The organism is Streptococcus suis, assembly GCF_002960445.1.
GTDB lineage: Bacteria > Bacillota > Bacilli > Lactobacillales > Streptococcaceae > Streptococcus > Streptococcus hyiners.
Window position 1 is genome coordinate 41910 of sequence record NZ_POJD01000170.1, and the last position, 16446, is coordinate 58355.

At 44.9% G+C, this 16446-nt stretch carries 13 protein-coding genes and 15 tRNA genes; all 28 read right to left on the reverse strand.

The window, feature by feature from the left end:
* Positions 1–3: 3 nt before the first annotated feature.
* The gene (purN, locus tag C1G53_RS13165) at positions 4–555 is read right to left on the reverse strand and encodes a phosphoribosylglycinamide formyltransferase (RefSeq protein WP_192873111.1); all 552 of its coding nucleotides are present in this window, start codon (positions 553–555) and stop codon (positions 4–6) included.
* Positions 552–1574: a phosphoribosylformylglycinamidine cyclo-ligase gene (purM, locus tag C1G53_RS07200; protein ID WP_105118216.1), complete on the reverse strand. Its 1023-nt coding sequence runs from the start codon at positions 1572–1574 to the stop codon at positions 552–554. The genes purN and purM overlap by 4 nt, the downstream gene beginning before the upstream one ends.
* 55 nt (positions 1575–1629) lie before the next feature.
* Positions 1630–3084 carry an amidophosphoribosyltransferase gene (gene purF, locus C1G53_RS07205; protein ID WP_105118217.1) on the reverse strand — a complete coding sequence of 485 codons (1455 nt, stop codon included), beginning with the start codon at positions 3082–3084 and terminating at the stop codon, positions 1630–1632.
* A gap of 2 nt (positions 3085–3086) precedes the next feature.
* Positions 3087–6806 (reverse strand): phosphoribosylformylglycinamidine synthase, encoded by a 3720-nt coding sequence (locus tag C1G53_RS07210; RefSeq protein ID WP_105118218.1) that lies wholly within the window; start codon positions 6804–6806, stop codon positions 3087–3089.
* A gap of 11 nt (positions 6807–6817) precedes the next feature.
* Positions 6818–7525, reverse strand: coding sequence for a phosphoribosylaminoimidazolesuccinocarboxamide synthase (purC, locus tag C1G53_RS07215; protein WP_105118219.1), 708 nt, complete (start codon positions 7523–7525; stop codon positions 6818–6820).
* Positions 7526–7642: 117 nt separating this feature from the next.
* Positions 7643–7891: a phosphopantetheine-binding protein gene (locus C1G53_RS07220; RefSeq protein WP_105118220.1), complete on the reverse strand. Its 249-nt coding sequence runs from the start codon at positions 7889–7891 to the stop codon at positions 7643–7645.
* Positions 7884–8891, reverse strand: a complete 1008-nt coding sequence (plsX, locus tag C1G53_RS07225) for a phosphate acyltransferase PlsX (RefSeq protein WP_105118221.1) — start codon at positions 8889–8891, stop codon at positions 7884–7886. The genes C1G53_RS07220 and plsX overlap by 8 nt, the downstream gene beginning before the upstream one ends.
* Positions 8892–9014: 123 nt before the next feature.
* The gene (gene recO / locus C1G53_RS07230; protein WP_105118222.1) at positions 9015–9779 is read right to left on the reverse strand and encodes a DNA repair protein RecO; all 765 of its coding nucleotides are present in this window, start codon (positions 9777–9779) and stop codon (positions 9015–9017) included.
* Positions 9766–10944 carry a pyridoxal phosphate-dependent aminotransferase gene (locus C1G53_RS07235; protein ID WP_105118223.1) on the reverse strand — a complete coding sequence of 393 codons (1179 nt, stop codon included), beginning with the start codon at positions 10942–10944 and terminating at the stop codon, positions 9766–9768. Before C1G53_RS07235 ends, recO begins: the two co-directional genes overlap by 14 nt.
* Positions 10945–11125: 181 nt before the next feature.
* Entirely contained in the window at positions 11126–12094 is a 969-nt protein-coding gene (locus tag C1G53_RS07240; RefSeq protein ID WP_105118224.1) for a ribose-phosphate diphosphokinase, read from the reverse strand.
* Positions 12095–12194: 100 nt separating this feature from the next.
* On the reverse strand, positions 12195–13460 hold the full coding sequence (gene pcsB / locus C1G53_RS07245) for a peptidoglycan hydrolase PcsB (protein WP_105118225.1): 1266 nt from the start codon (positions 13458–13460) through the stop codon (positions 12195–12197).
* Positions 13461–13545: 85 nt separating this feature from the next.
* Positions 13546–14061: a rod shape-determining protein MreD gene (gene mreD / locus C1G53_RS07250; protein WP_105118226.1), complete on the reverse strand. Its 516-nt coding sequence runs from the start codon at positions 14059–14061 to the stop codon at positions 13546–13548.
* Positions 14051–14887, reverse strand: a complete 837-nt coding sequence (gene mreC, locus C1G53_RS07255) for a rod shape-determining protein MreC (RefSeq protein ID WP_105118227.1) — start codon at positions 14885–14887, stop codon at positions 14051–14053. The genes mreD and mreC overlap by 11 nt, the downstream gene beginning before the upstream one ends.
* Positions 14888–14944: 57 nt before the next feature.
* Positions 14945–15032, reverse strand: a tRNA-Ser gene (locus tag C1G53_RS07260).
* Between the two features lie 15 nt (positions 15033–15047).
* Positions 15048–15121 (reverse strand) — tRNA-Ile (locus tag C1G53_RS07265).
* Between the two features lie 28 nt (positions 15122–15149).
* Positions 15150–15222: transfer RNA gene (locus C1G53_RS07270), tRNA-Phe, on the reverse strand.
* A gap of 71 nt (positions 15223–15293) precedes the next feature.
* Positions 15294–15383 (reverse strand) — tRNA-Ser (locus C1G53_RS07275).
* Between the two features lie 5 nt (positions 15384–15388).
* Positions 15389–15462 (reverse strand) — tRNA-Ile (locus C1G53_RS07280).
* 16 nt (positions 15463–15478) lie between these two features.
* Positions 15479–15552: transfer RNA gene (locus tag C1G53_RS07285), tRNA-Met, on the reverse strand.
* A gap of 9 nt (positions 15553–15561) precedes the next feature.
* A tRNA-Pro gene (locus tag C1G53_RS07290) sits at positions 15562–15635 on the reverse strand.
* A gap of 47 nt (positions 15636–15682) precedes the next feature.
* Positions 15683–15756: transfer RNA gene (locus tag C1G53_RS07295), tRNA-Arg, on the reverse strand.
* A 14-nt stretch (positions 15757–15770) separates the two neighbouring features.
* Positions 15771–15854, reverse strand: a tRNA-Leu gene (locus C1G53_RS07300).
* 7 nt (positions 15855–15861) lie between these two features.
* Positions 15862–15933, reverse strand: a tRNA-Gly gene (locus C1G53_RS07305).
* Between the two features lie 13 nt (positions 15934–15946).
* Positions 15947–16019 (reverse strand) — tRNA-Thr (locus C1G53_RS07310).
* A 17-nt stretch (positions 16020–16036) separates the two neighbouring features.
* Positions 16037–16118 (reverse strand) — tRNA-Leu (locus C1G53_RS07315).
* Between the two features lie 3 nt (positions 16119–16121).
* A tRNA-Lys gene (locus C1G53_RS07320) sits at positions 16122–16194 on the reverse strand.
* Between the two features lie 65 nt (positions 16195–16259).
* Positions 16260–16332, reverse strand: a tRNA-Asp gene (locus tag C1G53_RS07325).
* 2 nt (positions 16333–16334) lie between these two features.
* A tRNA-Val gene (locus C1G53_RS07330) sits at positions 16335–16407 on the reverse strand.
* Positions 16408–16446 lie beyond the last annotated feature (39 nt).

Sequence of the window (16446 nt, forward strand, 5' to 3'; positions counted from 1 at the left end):
TCCTTATTTTTTCATTGCCCCTAACTCTTCCAAGACTGCTGGATAGAGTTGGTACTCCGCTTCATGTATTCTTGCTTCAAAGGCTTCCAATGTGTCATCGGCCAATCGGGGTACTCGGACTTGTTTGATGATTTGTCCTGTGTCAACGCCGCTATCAACCCAGTGAACTGTCACACCACTTCCTGCCACACCTGCATTCCAAGCGTCTTCAATTCCATGGGCTCCTGGAAATTCTGGCAAGTAGGCGGGGTGGATATTGATAATCCGACCTTCATACTGAGCCAGCAGGGTTGGTCCCACAATCTTCATATAGCCTGCCAAGACCACCAAGTCAATCTGGTGCTGGTCTAAGAGTTGGATGAGGGCTTCTTCGTAAGCCTGCTTATCCGCAAATTCTTTTAATTCAAAAGTAAATGCTGGCACACCGAGTTTTTCAGCTCGTTCCAAGACATAGGCATTTCTGCGGTCTGAAAAAACGAATTCTACTTCAAACTGCTCTGCGATGACTTGGAAATTAGAGCCAGACCCGCTGGCAAACACAGCTATTCGTTTCATTTGATGACCACACTCTTATCTTCCTTGGCGATGATACGTCCGATTTCATAGACTTCTTCACCTACCAATTCACGGACTTTCTCCACCTTCTCTGGACTGACAGCCAGGACCATTCCGATACCCATATTGAAGATTTCAAACATTTCTTCATGTTTGATGTTGCCATATTTTTCAAGGGCTGTGAAGATTGGAAGGACTGGAATCTTATTTTCTTCAATCTCAGCTGCAAGGTTATCAGCAAACATACGGGGAATATTTTCAATAAAGCCACCGCCTGTGATATGGGCAATGCCGTTGACCAGCCCTGCTTTTACCAGAGGCAACACCTGCTGGACATAGATACGGGTAGGCTCTAGGAGGACTTCCTTAAGAGCTCTGCCATTGAGCTCTGGCAACAGAGCGTCGCCAGCAAGATCCGCAAATACACGACGGACTAGGGAATAACCGTTGGAGTGGATACCGCTTGAGGCCAAGCCGAGAAGAATGTCGCCTTCCTTGACCTTACTGCCGTCTATAATCTGGGACTTCTCCGCAATACCGACAGCAAAGCCAGCTAGGTCATAGTCATCCTCACCGTACATACCAGGCATTTCAGCCGTTTCACCGCCAATCAATCCACAACCAGCCTGGACACAGCCTTCCGCAACACCTGCAACCACCTGCTCTAGCTTGGCTGGTTCATTTTTTCCTGTCGCAATGTAGTCGAGGAAATAAAGTGGCTCCGCACCTGCAGCGATAATGTCGTTGACACACATAGCTACGCAATCCTGACCAATGGTATCATGTTTGTCGTACTGGATAGCTAGCATGAGCTTGGTTCCCACCCCGTCTGTCCCAGATACCAAGACTGGCTCTTTAACATCCAGTTTGGTCAGATCAAACATACCACCAAAGCCACCGAGAGCTCCCATAACGCCCAAGCGTTCTGTCCTAGCAACGTGTTTCTTAATCCGCTCAACCACTTCGTAGCCAGCTTCGACGTCAACACCCGATTGAGCATAAGCATTTTTATTTGTCATTTTAATTCCTTTCAACAGTTTACAGGTCTGTCAAGTAACGTTGACACCTCTGTCTTTACTTGACATTTTCAATGTAGAAACTCGTTTTCTCTTCTAGGCTACGGAGGTATTCTTCCTCATAGTCATAGAGAGGGGTTGGAAATTCTCCGTCAAAGTAGGCCACACAAAGCCCACCTTTGGGAGCATCAGTATCGATACCGATAGCCTCAATCATCCCTTCAAGAGAAAGGTAGGTCAGGCTGTCTGCCCCAATAATCTCACAGACTTCCTCAGCGGTGTGATTGGCTGAAATCAGCTCCCGACGGGTCTGGATATCAATCCCATAGAAACATGGGTACTTGAGTTCTGGGCTACCGATAGCCACATGAACTTCTTTTGCTCCTGCATCACGAAGAAGCTGGACAATGCGACGGCTAGTTGTCCCGCGAACAATAGAGTCGTCAATCATGACCACGCGCTTGCCTTTGACAACACTTGAAACAGCTGACAACTTCATGCGCACACCCTGCTCCCGCAATTCCTGGGTCGGCTGAATAAATGTCCGTTGGGTATATTGGTTTTTAATCAGCCCCATTTCATTTGGTAAACCAGATTCCTCTGCAAATCCCATAGCCGCAGATAGGGAGGAGTTTGGCACACCAACCACGATATCCGCTTCATGTTGAAATTCCCGGGCCAAACGACGACCCATATTTTTACGAGCCGTGTGGACATTGACCCCGTGAATAACCGAGTCCGGTCGGGCAAAATAGACATATTCCATAGAACAAACTGCTAGCTGAGTATCGGTCGTATAGCGGTCATAGTGAACACCGTTATCATCAATGATAAGAATCTCACCAGGCTCCACATCACGAACCCACTCAGCACCTACTACTTCAAAGGCGCAGGTTTCGCTAGCAACAACCCAGGCTCCGTTTTTCATCTTTCCAATTGATAGGGGACGGAAACCGTTTGGATCCAGAGCTGCGACCAGCTTGTCTTCCAGCATAATCAAGTAGGCAAAGCCACCTTTAACAGTATTGAGAGCTTCCTTGATTTTTCCCATAAAGTCTGGATTGTGACTGCGGCGAATCAAGTGCATGAGAATTTCAGTGTCAGAAGAAGAAGAGAAAATAGAACCATTTTTTTCCAGTTCAGCCTTCAAGCTAACCGCGTTGGTCAAGTTCCCATTATGAGCCAAACCCACCTGCATATCTGCAAAGTCAAAAAGGAAGGGCTGGATATTGTTGATAGAAGCAGAGCCAGAAGTTGCATAGCGGACATGACCAATAGCAGCCGTTCCTGTCAAGGCTTCTAAATCTGCTGGATTTTTAAAGACTTCTGCAATCAGGCCTGTTCCGCGATGGCGACGTAAATGCCCACCATCATTGGCCAAAATCCCTGCTCCTTCTTGTCCTCGGTGCTGCAAGCTATGCAGACCAAAATAGGTTACCTGAGCAGCCTGCGGATGTCCCCAAATACCGAAAACACCGCATTCTTCGTTGAGTGATTTAACTTCGTATGTCATAGTTATTTTCCTGTAAAATAGCGAACTGCTGAAACAAACAATCCTTGGTCTTTCTTACCTGGAATATTTTGGAAAAGACCGTCCTCGTAACGCTCCGAATGCCCCATTTTCCCGATGATTTGTCCGTTACGACTGGTAATGCCCTCAATAGCATGGCTAGAACCGTTTGGATTGTACTTAGAATCCATGCTTGGCTGACCTGCAAAGTCAACGTATTGGCTGAAAATCTGACCATTATCTCGCAAGATAGCGAATTCCTCGTCCGTCACTACAAACTTTCCTTCCCCGTGAGAAACTGGAATAGCGTGAATGTCGCCGACTTGGACACCTGCCAACCACGGTGAGTTGACATTGGCAATCCGCGTTTCCACCATTTTAGCAACGTGTTGGTTGGCATCGTTGTAGAAGAGGGTCGGACTAGTTTCACCCGCCTCCTCAAAGTTACCATACGGCAGCAAGCCTGATTTGACAAGGGCCTGGAAGCCATTGCAGATACCGATGATGAGGCCACCTTTTTCGATAAAGTTGTCAATAGCAGAGCGGACCTTGGCGTTTCGTAAGATAGTCACGATAAACTTAGCAGACCCGTCTGGCTCATCTGCAGCCGAGAATCCACCTGCAAAGAATAGAATATTGGCTTTGGCAATATTGTCAACCATGGTGTCAACGGACCGTTCAATACTTGCTGCATCCAAAGTCACAAATGGAACAAGGTTGACTTTTGCACCAGCCTGTTCAAAGGCTTTGGCGGAGTCGTATTCTGAGTTGGTACCTGGGAAGACTGGAATGTAAACTACAGGTACTTCAACGTCTTCTTTTGCTTTTATAACCGCTGAACCTGTGACTGCTGGAACATCCTGTAAGTCAGTCGCCTGTTCAAATTCTGTTGGGTAAACTTCTTCTAGTTTACCCTCAAAGGCTACCTGCAAGTCCTGTCCAGCAAGGTTGACACCATTGACAAGCAGTGTAAAGTCTGTTGTCGTTTGACCGATTTTCACAGCATCTGGAATGTTTTCTTTCGATGTGAAGACAAAGCCACCGAGCTGGCCTGTCAAACTAGTTTCAAGCTCCGCCAACTCGATTTCTGCACCAAACTGGTTACCAAAGGACATGAGGGCTAGACTTTCTAAGACACCGCCATACTTGACTGCGCTAGCAGCCGTAATCACATAAGCGCTCTGCCATTTTTCAAAAGTCTCAAAATTAGACTTGATCAAGGCAAAATCAATGTCTTCTGACAAGGCTTGGCCTGGTAGGTAATAAATGTGCTCGCCAGCCGCCTTGAACTCAGGTGAGAGGACCTTACGGCTGTCTGCCGTTGTCACACCAAAGGCAACCAGGGTCGGCGGAACTGTCAAGTCCTCAAAGGTACCAGACATGGAATCCTTGCCACCGATAGAAGGCAGGCCAAGCTGGATCTGAGCCTCGATAGAGCCGAGTAGAGCTGCCACTGGCTGACCAAAACGCTCTGCCTGCTTGTCCATGCGCTGGAAATACTCCTGATAGGAGAAGCGAGCCTTGGACCAGTTGGCGCCTGTTGCCACCAAACGAGCTGTCGCTTCAATGACCGCATAGGCAGCCCCGTGGTAAGGTGACCAATCTGCCAGATAGGGATGATAGCCCTGAGCCATGACAGAGGCCGTTGTCGTCACACCGTGTTGGACAGGTAACTTTTGTACCGAACTTTCTGTCGGAGTCAACTGGTGGCGACCTCCGAGTGGGTGGTTGACAGTTGAACGACCAACAGATGAGTCAAAAATCGTCTGTAAACCTTTCTGACTGGCGTGGTTGAGGTCTGATAGAAGGTCTTTCAAGTCCTCCTGTAGCGTTTCGACAGATGTTGTACGTGTTTCTGGCAAGTTGACAGGACTGTCAACTACCTTGGCATCAACGACTACGCGCACACCATTGGTATCTAGGAAGGAACGTTCTAAATCAACAATGGTTTGTCCATTCCAGGTCATGACCAAGTTTGGTTTCTCAGTGACTTTAGCTACGACAACCGCATGGATATTTTCCTGACGGCAGGCTACGATGAAAGCATCTACGTCCTCTGGACGGACAACGACACTCATCCGCTCTTGTGATTCCGAAATAGCAATTTCTGTCCCGTTCAAACCTGCATACTTGAGTGGAACCTTGTCCAAATCAATTTCAAGACCGTCAGCCAATTCTCCGATTGCTACGCAGACACCGCCTGCACCAAAGTCATTGGATTTTTTAATCAAGCGAGTCACGGCACCATTGCGGAACAAACGCTGAATTTTGCGTTCTTCAATGGCATTTCCTTTTTGGACTTCCGCGCCAGCTGTTTCGACAGACTCAACTGTCTGTACCTTGGACGAGCCAGTTGCCCCGCCGATACCGTCGCGACCTGTTTTGCCTCCTAACAAGATGACCACATCGCCTGCGACTGGTTTTTCTCGGACCACATTTTCCTTTGGAGCTGCACCGACTACGGCACCCAACTCCATACGTTTTGCGACAAATCCTGGATGGAAATATTCACGCACATAGGTGGTCGCAAGACCGATTTGGTTACCGTATGAAGAATAACCATGTGCTGCTGTTTTAGAAATGATTTGCTGTGGCAATTTCCCTGAGCGAGTTGCTGTCAGAGGTTGGGTAATATCGCCCGCACCTGAAATCCGCATGGCTTGATAAACATAAGAACGACCTGACAAAGGATCACGAATGGCTCCACCGATACAGGTTGCGGCTCCACCCAAAGGCTCGATTTCTGTTGGGTGATTGTGGGTTTCATTCTTGAACATGAGAAGCCATGGCTCTTTTACGCCGTCCACATCCACTTCGATCTCCACCGAGCAGGCATTGATTTCATCTGACACTTCCATATCATCCAACCGGCCGTTGGCCCGCTCGTAACGACCAAAAATTGTCGCCATATCCATCAATGTCTGAGGCTTTTCTGTCCGACCTAACTCTGTTCGCATAGCCAGGTACTTGTCATAAGTTGCCTGCAATTGCTTGTGGAATTTTGAAGCTGAAAAATCAATAGATCTCAGTTCTGTTTCAAAAGTCGTATGACGGCAGTGATCACTCCAATAGGTATCCAAGACCTTGAGCTCCGTCTCAGTTGGCACTCGACCGATTGACTTGAAGTAGTCCTGAATGAAGAGCAAGTCTTCCACTTCCATAGCCAAGCCAGCCTCACGCTTGTAAGCCGCAAATTCCTCTGCCCCATAGCTATCAAAAAAGTCCAAGCTTGGAATAGTCGCATCTGACACCGAAAACTCCTGTGCCACCAAAGGAGCATCCAAGTCCTTAAAACGCGAATCCACAGGGTTCAGCAAATAGTTCTTGATAGCAGCTAACTCTTCTTCCCGCACATCGCCATTCAAGATATAGAGCTGACCTGTGTTGACACGCACCTCCTGACGACTGCCCAACAAGAGAAGGGCCTCCTGACTGCTGGCCGCCCGCTGATCGAACTGCCCAGGAAGAGCCTCAATCGCAAAATAAGTAGCCCCCTCCAAGCCCAGTTCCGCTTCTGACAAGACCTTGTCCGTCACCTGCTCGGTAAAGATATGCTTGATTGCCTGCTCCAGCAAGTCATCCTCAAGATTGAAAACATCGTACACCTGCACCAGACGTACACTCGTCAAACTCGTCAGCTGCAAATTATGGGTCAACTCCTTGCGAAGAGCCTCCGCCTTAATCTGAAAATCCGCCTTCTTCTCAACAAAAATCCGCTTCGCCATTTTTCCAATCCTTACTGAACTTCTTGTAATTTTGCCAATACGACCTCGTAAACCTCGGTCAACTCCCCGAGACCCCGACGGAAAACATCCTTGTCCATATGGTTGCCATCCGCATCCCACAAACGACAATTATCAGGCGAAAACTCATCCGCCAATAAAATCTGACCAGACGAGTCGACCCCAAATTCTAGCTTGAAGTCCACCAAAGTCAGCCCAATCTGTGCAAACAAGTCCTTCAAGAACCCATTGATTCGTCTTGTTTCTTCCTTGATATAGGCGATTTGATCCTGACTAGCCAGTTCTAGAAAGGCAATGTGTTCATCATTGATAAAAGGATCATCCAATTCATCTTTTTTATAGTAAAATTCCACGATTGGAGTGCTTAATGTGATACCTTCCTCCACACCGAATCGTTTTGAGAAAGATCCAGCTGTCACATTTCGCAAAACCACCTCAAGAGGAATGATCTCCACCTTCTTATTCAACTGCTCCGTATCCGACAAGCGCTTGACAAAATGCGTCTTGACACCAGCTTCATTCAACTTTTCAAAAATCAAAGATGAAATCAGATTGTTGATCCGGCCCTTACCCACAATCTGTTCTTTCTTACCACCATTAAAAGCCGTCACCTGATCCTTATAGACCGCAACAATCTGGTCACTATCATCCGTAGCGTAGATGTCTTTGGCTTTTCCTGAATAGAGAAGGTCTGTTTTCATGAGAATGTTCGCCTTTCATAAAATATTCTAGTCTTTTCGTTTATTCTAACATAGAACATTCGTCTATACAAGAATTATACGGTTTTTTGTATCAAAACAAAGAAAAACGCCCGTAAACTACGAACGTTTTTTAAATTCTTCATAAATAAAATCCACAATATCAGATAAGGTTTCAAATCGTTCAATGGCCGCATCCGGCACATCTACTCCGAACTCATCCTCTAAGGTCAGGACAAATTCCATAATTTCCACCGAATCTGCAGCAATATTATCTGCCAAGGTAGACTCAGGTTGCACTTGGAAGTCTTCACCCTTTTCATCCTGAATCAATTCAACAACCCGCTGATAGACCTGTTCTCTAGTCATTGTTTTCCTCCACTACTGAAAATTTCGCCACTGATTTCTCAACAATGCCCGCTTCCAAAATCGAACGTGTCTGCTTAATCGTATAGAAAATTGATTGAGCATCACTAGACCCGTGAGCCTTGATAACCGGAGCCTTCAGTCCGAGCAAGACAGCACCACCAGCTTTCTTATAGTCCATAGCCCCCAAGGCCTTTTTCAAGGTTGGTTTAACCAGCAAGCCACCCAATTTAGCACGCAGACCACCATTCTTGATTGAGCCAGTCAACTGACCAACGATGGATTTTGCAGTCCCTTCAACTGTTTTCAGCACAGCGTTTCCCGTGAAACCATCCGTCACGACCACATCCGCCACACTGTTGAGCAACTCACGCGCCTCCACATTCCCGATAAAGTTAATCGCCTTGTCTTCCGCCAAGAGTTTATAGGCTTCTTGGTGAACTGGTGTGCCCTTGGTATCTTCCGTACCGTTGTTCAAAAGTCCCACACGAGGTTGTTTGACCCCACGCACATGCTCCGCGTAAAATGAGCCAAGGATAGCATACTGATAGAGGTGATGAGCTGTATTTTCAGCATTTGCCCCCAAGTCCATCATATCAAATCCCTTACCGTCCATAGTCGGCAAGGTAGACATAAGACCAGGACGGTCGATGTTCTTGATGCGACCGACCACAAAGACGCCTGCCGCCAAAAGAGCACCTGTATTTCCAGCTGACAAGACCGCATCTGCTTGGCCATCCTTGACAGCCTTGGTCGCTAGGACCATAGAAGCCTCTTTCTTCCGACGAATGGCCTTGACAGGCTCATCATCTGAATTGATTTTCTCAGTCGTATGGACGATGCTGACACGCTCAGTCGCTGTCAAATACTGCTTGATTTTTGCCTCATCACCATACAATTGAATGTCAATGTCTGGAAAGGCAGCCAAGGCTTGATTGACACCTTCTACCACCGCCTGAGGGGCGTGGTCCCCACCCATAGCATCTACTGCAATACGTTTCATCTATCTATTTCCTTCACTTTAGTCTTAGAGATATTATAGCACGATTTCAGCTTTTTTCCTATTATTGAAAATAGCAGAGCAACAAAACAGCCCTCTCCGTTGAAAAGGCTGTCTCTATAGGATTTATTTTTCTGGCTTCATAATCTGCCCCCAAGAAGACAAATCATCTATAAATTTCTTGGATTTCAAGTGAATCCCCACATATTCCTCGTACAGTTGGTCAATAAAAAGCCGTAATTTTCGCTTCATCTCAGTCTTGATGGAAATGGTTTCCAGCTCATCAAAGGAAATAGCCTGAAATTGATCAAGTAGATAGGGAACATTGGGATCCAGATAAGCCCGTCGCTCATCTTGTTGATAGTGTTGCGGACACAAGACACCGCTGTACTTGTAGGAATAGTCAAAAGGCAGACCGACCCGATGACAAAAAGCACACTCGTGAAAATTCAAACTGACACCAAAACGTCCCAAGAGCTGAATTTCAAAGATATTGGTCAAAATTTCATAGTCCAAACCTGACTCCATCAATTCTAAAGTCTTGACCAAAAATGCAAAGAGAGCTGGGTCATAGACCTTGTCCTGCAAGGCAGCATCTGCCAAGGCTAAGATGTAGGTAGCATAGCTAAGCTTGAAAATATCACCGTTAATACTCTTAAATGGCTGTACCTGATGAAAATCTTCGATATAAGACAGACCATCATCATTGATTTTAACGATAAAATCCGCAAAAGTCAAAGGTTGGATAGAAGCTACCAGCTTAGACTTAGAGGCATGTTTCACGAAAAACATTCGCTTGCCAGCCTTCTCCGTAAAAATCTTGACCAGCTTGTCATCTTCTCGAAAATTCCGATTGTAAAGGACTAATCCCCTGGTTTCAATTCGTTCCATTTTCTTCCAGATATTCCTTCAAACGAGCCATGGCCGTCTGAATGGTGTCCATACTAGCCGCATAGGAAATCCGCACATAGCCCTCTCCATATTGACCAAAGGCCGCACCTGGAATAAAGGCCACCGCTTTCTTTCTCGCAAAGTCCTGCAAGAAGCTAAAGGAATCTTGATTGTAGCCCGCAGGGATTTTTGCAAAGATATAGAAAGCACCGTCAGGCTTGATAATTTTGAAGCCCAAGTCCGTCATCTTCTCGATGATGTAATCCCGACGCTTGACATATTCCGCCCGCATCGGCAAAGCGTCATCCTTACCGTTTTTCAAGGCCTCAACCGCACCATACTGCATAGCAGTTGACGCCGCCGTTACAAGATACTGGTGGCTCTTGATAATTTGAGCGATGATGGGAGCCTGACTCATAATCAAGCCAATCCGCCAACCTGTCATGGCATGAGACTTGGACAAGCCCTGAATCAAAATGGTCTGTTCTGGCAAAAACTCCGCAATCGAAGTATGAGGCTGACCAGTATAAGTCAACTCCGCATAAACCTCATCCGACAAGACAAAGATAGGGTACTTACGCAAAACATCCGCGAAAGCTTGGATTTGTTCTCGTGAATAAGTCACACCCGTTGGATTGGCAGGATAGTTTAGAATAACTGCTTTAAGTTTATCTCCCTGCTCAATAATAGCCTCTTCCAACATCTCTGGCGTCAAGACAAAGCTATTAGCTGTCGTGTCAATTTCAACAACATCAGCACCCACCATGTTGACAATAGGCTCATAGCCAGGATAGGCAGGGGCAGGCAGAAGAACTGTATCCCCAGCCTCTAAAATAGCAACCAAGCTGGCTGATAAGGCCTCTGTCGCACCAATCGTAGACAGAACCTCTGTTTCTGGATTGTAGTGCAAGTTGTATTTTTCTGCCACAAACTCAGCCGCAGCCTGACGCAACTCCAAAAGACCAGCCATCCCTGTATAATAGCTCTTGTTAGCATCAATGGCAGCCTTGGCTGCCTCTTTAACATGGTCTGGCGTTGTAAAATCAGGCTCTCCCAAAGTTAATTTTAAAATCCCAGGAACGTCTGAAATGGACTGATCAAACTGACGAATCATCGAAACCTCGATACGGTCTAAATTCTTATTAAAACGGTCATGTAACTTCATAGCTAGCCCCCATAAACTCATAATTGTATTCGAACTAAAAAGCTAGTGATTTAGATAAATCCCCTTGAAGTCCTACCGACTTCCGTGCAGATTTCCTAAAATCATACGATTTTCTTAACGTTCTCATTACTTGTATAAGAACATTATACCAAAAAGAAGAGCCCAACGGCTCTTCCAACTATTATTTGGCAATCTTTGTTTCAAATAGAGGTGATAGTGGACGTTTTTCATGTATCCGAATAATGGCATCCGCCAGTAAATCAGCTGTCGAAATATGCTCAATCTTATCAATCAAACGTTCCTGAGGAATTTCTATTGTATCTAATACAACCAATTTTTCAATTGCTGATTTGCTAATATTATCCATAGCTGGTCCTGACAAAACAGGGTGGGTACAAGATGCATAGACAGCAGTTGCACCTGCCTCCGCCAAAGCATCTGCCGCATGACAAATGGTACCAGCAGTGTCAATCATGTCATCAATCAAGATACAGGTCTTGCCTTTAATATCGCCAATAATGTTCATGACTTCCGACGTATTCATCTTATCAACACTACGGCGTTTATCAATGATCGCAATCGGGGTCTTTAAGAATTGTGCTAATTTACGGGCACGTGTCACACCACCATGGTCTGGTGAAACAACCACATAGCCATCACCTACCATACCGCGACGCTCAAAATAATCAGCAATCAAAGGAGCCCCCATCAGATGGTCCACTGGAATATCGAAGAAACCTTGAATTTGGGCAGCATGGAGGTCGATAGTCAATAAACGATCCACCCCAGCCGTTTCCAACATATTGGCAACCAATTTTGATGTGATTGGCTCACGAGCACGAGCCTTCCGATCCTGACGCGCATAGCCATAATATGGCATTACTACGTTTACTGATTCAGCAGATGCACGTTTTAACGCATCTACCATAATCAAAATTTCCATTAAGTTATCATTAACAGGTGAGCTGGTTGATTGAAGGATGAAAACATGAGTTCCACGAATTGATTCTTCAATATTTACTTGAATCTCACCATCTGAAAATTGACGAACACTTGATTTTCCCAAAGGAATTCCTATTTTTTTCGACACTTGTCCAGCTAACTTCTGATTTGACGAAAGAGCGAACAATTTTAAGTCAGTAAACGCCATGACAGCCTCCTCTTTATTTCTACCTCTACTATTCTAACGCTTTTTCTTTCATTTTTCAAACAAAAATAGAACGCAGTGCAACTACGTTCTATGAAATTTCTTAATATGGAGGATAAATGTAATAAACAGCACCCTCTGAGGTCGTTGTTGGGTTAAAGTAACCACCACGGTGGTTGCCAATGTAACGACGACCCATATAGTTAGATTCTACGACCTGAATACTTGTAGAAGATTCTACCGCAGTAACAACCGCAACGTGACCATAGTAGCCACCAGTCCATACTGCAATTGCTCCAACCTGTGGAGTTGAACCTGTACGGAAACCTTCAGCAGCTGCTGAAGCAAGCCAATGCTTCGCATCACCCCAATATGGACCAACCCATGAAAGTTGTGATTTTACACCCCACGTACATTCACCGACTGGATAAGATGAAGCATCAAAGGTAGCATTACGAGCTGCTGCTGAACTACCAGAACCAGTTGAAGATGAAGATGATACAGCTGGAGTAGAAACAGTTTGTGTAACAACAGGTTCACTAACTGTTACAGTTGCAGTAGATTCAGCTACTGCCGTTTCAACTGGTGCTGTTGCAACGACTGGGGCCGCAACTGACGCTGCCTGTTGTGCAGCTAAAGCACGTTGTTGGGCTTCATATTCTGCCTGACGTGCAGCTGCCTGACGTGCAGCCTCTTCAGCAGCTGCCTTTTGCTCAAGCAAAGAATTTTTCTCATCTTCAGCAGTTGCTTTTTGAGCCGCAAGATTTAATTGAGCTACTTGTAATTCTGCCTGACGAACCTGTAATACCTGTGCATCATCTTCCAACTTTTGACGATTAGCAGCTAATGTATTGATAGCCTCTTGGTTAGCTTTCTGTTTTTCTACAATAACTTCTTTATCTGTTTTTTGTTGTTCTAACATACGGTTGTTAGCGGCAACAATCTCACGCATAGCATTGACACGTGAAACAGCATCAACGATTGATTTTGAATCCAAAATCGTATTGATATAACTAGATGCAGAACCATCCGTTTGAGCGCTACGTGCCTGTTCTTTCAAAGCACCATCACGTGAAACAATGTCAGCAGACAGACGTTCAATATCAGCAGACAGCGCTTGTGATTCTGCTTCCAAACGAGTATTCTCTTCTGTTAATTTTGCCTGTTCAGCAACAATCTCATCTACTTGCCCCTGAATAACATCAACCTGTTGTTGAGCTTCTGCTTGTTGAGCTGTAAGTTCACTGATTTGTTGGTTTTTAGCTGCAATCTGACTATCAATGTCATTTGCAACAATCACAGCCACATCATTCAAACTTGTAAGAACGACTGTGCTTAACAATAATGTAGCTAAGATTTTTTTCTTCATAAACTAATACTAACTCCTCTATACTTTCTGACTATACCATTTTAACAAAAAAATTGCGTAAGTATATTACGCAATTATTACATTTCTATGTCTTATTCGTAATTCCAAAAATCCGTTCTAAGACAGGTTGGATAAGTAAAAACAAAATAAGATTAAATAATAAACTCGGTAGTAATTTATTAAAAACAAAGATGAAAACAGACAAATTTGTCATCTGAAATACTCTAGCAAATAAATAACTAATAAATTCAAATTGAAAAATAGAAACTAGCAAAATCAATAGATTGATTGAACTCTTATTTCCAACACCTTTAAAATAGAAATAAATACAAAAAATAACAAGAGGAAAAGTGGTCGTTGCAATTCCTACTAAGGAAAGATAAGATATGTCATAAATCAATCCCAACAGAGCAAAAATGACTAAAGAAATAGGGAGAGAAACATAGTTTGCATAAAAAATAGCAAGCATGAGTAAGATATGGCAAGATATAGCAAATAAGCCAACTGACATATTGGATAAAAGAGTCGATACCTGCCCATCAATCAACAAAACTAAAAACAGAACAGGAAACATGAAAAATTCTAAAACTCTATTGCGCATCTGATTGACCCACTACTAATACTGAATATATTGATGAAAAACTAGCTGAAGGCTCTACATATAGTTCACGATTTAAGTTATTGCTGCTAGCCTTAACCGAACGAACTTTTCCAATTTGAACGTTAGCAGGTGTCGCACCAGCCAAATCACTCGTCACAACGTTACTACCAACCGCAATATCATCCGTAGCATTTAACTGATTGATAATAAAACTATTGGAATCCAAATCAAAACCAGCTAAAATCCCGTATATATCCTTGGAATTGATACTTATTTTTACTGGAAGTTTGGTAAAATCATCAGCATTAGTAAACAATTTTACCACTGATGAGTTCTCCTCAATGGAGCTAACTACACCAACTAAACCACCATTTGCAACTACCAGAGCATTTTCAGAAATCCCCATATTCTGACCAACATCTATGGTCACTTGCTCCGACCATGAAGCAGGTGTTCTAACCAAAACTGAACCTGCAATATACCCTTTCTCTGAGAAAGACGACGCCATTTCTAAACTTTTTCGCAATGTCTCATTTTCAGCTTTTAAACTAGCATTCTCATTTGCGAAATCTTGTACTGAGAGCAATGACTTCTTTAATTCCTTATTTTCTTCGTAGGTAGCAAACAAATGCGAAAGAGAGGACTGTTGGTCAGAGAAAAACCTAGTAGGAACTGATAAAAAAGATTGAATTGGTCTAACGAGTAAATTTATAGAAGAATTGACAAAGGGTAACTCTGCTCCCTTTGAAAAAGTTAAAAACAACAATGAAAAAGATAATAACAGAAAAACAGAAATTGCAATCAACAATTTAGAAAATTTATTCATGGCTCCTCCAATAAGATACAATAAAACGAGAATATCAAATGATAATCTCGTTCATTACGGAGAATAAGGGATTCGAACCCTTGCGCCAGTTACCCGACCTAACGATTTAGCAAACCGTCCTCTTCAGCCTCTTGAGTAATTCTCCATTTATACAATATAATGGGCACGAGTGGAATCGAACCACCGACCTCACGCTTATCAGGCGTGCGCTCTAACCATCTGAGCTACGCGCCCAAGAACATATACTTGGACAAGTAAATAATGGCGCGAGACGGAATCGAACCGCCGACACATGGAGCTTCAATCCATTGCTCTACCAACTGAGCTACCGAGCCATAAGATTATTGTGGACCTGAATTGGAACCTACGACCACAAGTCAAAGAAACTCCATCCCACGGTAGTGAAAGGAGGATGTGGGATTCGAACCCACGCACGCTTTTACACGCCTGACGGTTTTCAAGACCGTTCCCTTCAGCCGGACTTGGGTAATCCTCCAATTATGGACCTTGTAGGACTTGAACCTACGACCGCTCGGTTATGAGCCGAGAGCTCTAACCAGCTGAGCTAAAGGTCCAGCAAACAAGAGTAAATAGCGGCGAAGGGGATCGAACCCCCGACCTCCCGGGTATGAACCGGACGCTCTAGCCAGCTGAGCTACACCGCCAAATATAAATCGGGAAGACAGGATTCGAACCTGCGACACCTTGGTCCCAAACCAAGTACTCTACCAAGCTGAGCTACTTCCCGCTGTTATTAAAAATAAAGCTCCCCTAATGACATCATTAAGCGAGTCATGCACCCTAGAGGATTCGAACCTCTAACCGCCTGATTCGTAGTCAGGTACTCTATCCAGTTGAGCTAAGGGTGCTTCTATAAAGTCCATGCCGAGGACCGGAATCGAACCGGTACGATGTTGCCATCGCAGGATTTTAAGTCCTGTGCGTCTGCCAGTTCCGCCACCCCGGCCTCTCAAAGCGAACGACGGGATTCGAACCCGCGACCCCCACCTTGGCAAGGTGGTGTTCTACCACTGAACTACGTTCGCAACCTATTCTAAATGCCGGCTACATGACTTGAACACGCGACCCTCTGATTACAAATCAGATGCTCTACCAACTGAGCTAAGCCGGCTTATTAGTATTTCCTTATGCGGGTTAAGGGACTTGAACCCCCACGCCCGAAAGCGCCAGATCCTAAATCTGGTGCGTCTGCCAATTCCGCCAAACCCGCATATGACTCGTGCTGGGCTCGAACCAGCGACCCATTGATTAAAAGTCAATTGCTCTACCAACTGAGCTAACGAGTCGTAAATATGACGCAAACTCTGTTTGCTCTATTTCCAACTTCAAAATGTCTACCAGACTTTTTGAACGGTCCCGACGGGAATCGAACCCGCGATCTTCGCCGTGACAGGGCGACGTGATAACCGCTACACTACGGGACCTATGGGAGTTAACGGGATCGAACCGCTGACCCTCTGCTTGTAAGGCAGATGCTCTCCCAGCTGAGCTAAACTCCCTATTCGCTAAGCGACTACCGTATCTCACAGGGGGCAACC

What these genes read in the sequence shown, in the direction of transcription:
- purF (WP_105118217.1), bottom strand. Translation starts at nt 3,084, where the DNA reads ATGACATACGAAGTTAAATCACTCAACGAAGAATGCGGTGTTTTCGGT.
- C1G53_RS07220 (WP_105118220.1), bottom strand. Translation starts at nt 7,891, where the DNA reads ATGACTAGAGAACAGGTCTATCAGCGGGTTGTTGAATTGATTCAGGAT.
- mreC (WP_105118227.1), bottom strand. Translation starts at nt 14,887, where the DNA reads ATGAATAAATTTTCTAAATTGTTGATTGCAATTTCTGTTTTTCTGTTA.
- pcsB (WP_105118225.1), bottom strand. Translation starts at nt 13,460, where the DNA reads ATGAAGAAAAAAATCTTAGCTACATTATTGTTAAGCACAGTCGTTCTT.
- C1G53_RS07240 (WP_105118224.1), bottom strand. Translation starts at nt 12,094, where the DNA reads ATGGCGTTTACTGACTTAAAATTGTTCGCTCTTTCGTCAAATCAGAAG.
- recO (WP_105118222.1), bottom strand. Translation starts at nt 9,779, where the DNA reads ATGGAACGAATTGAAACCAGGGGATTAGTCCTTTACAATCGGAATTTT.
- C1G53_RS07235 (WP_105118223.1), bottom strand. Translation starts at nt 10,944, where the DNA reads ATGAAGTTACATGACCGTTTTAATAAGAATTTAGACCGTATCGAGGTT.
- plsX (WP_105118221.1), bottom strand. Translation starts at nt 8,891, where the DNA reads ATGAAACGTATTGCAGTAGATGCTATGGGTGGGGACCACGCCCCTCAG.
- purN (WP_192873111.1), bottom strand. Translation starts at nt 555, where the DNA reads ATGAAACGAATAGCTGTGTTTGCCAGCGGGTCTGGCTCTAATTTCCAA.
- purC (WP_105118219.1), bottom strand. Translation starts at nt 7,525, where the DNA reads ATGAAAACAGACCTTCTCTATTCAGGAAAAGCCAAAGACATCTACGCT.
- purM (WP_105118216.1), bottom strand. Translation starts at nt 1,574, where the DNA reads ATGACAAATAAAAATGCTTATGCTCAATCGGGTGTTGACGTCGAAGCT.
- mreD (WP_105118226.1), bottom strand. Translation starts at nt 14,061, where the DNA reads ATGCGCAATAGAGTTTTAGAATTTTTCATGTTTCCTGTTCTGTTTTTA.
- C1G53_RS07210 (WP_105118218.1), bottom strand. Translation starts at nt 6,806, where the DNA reads ATGGCGAAGCGGATTTTTGTTGAGAAGAAGGCGGATTTTCAGATTAAG.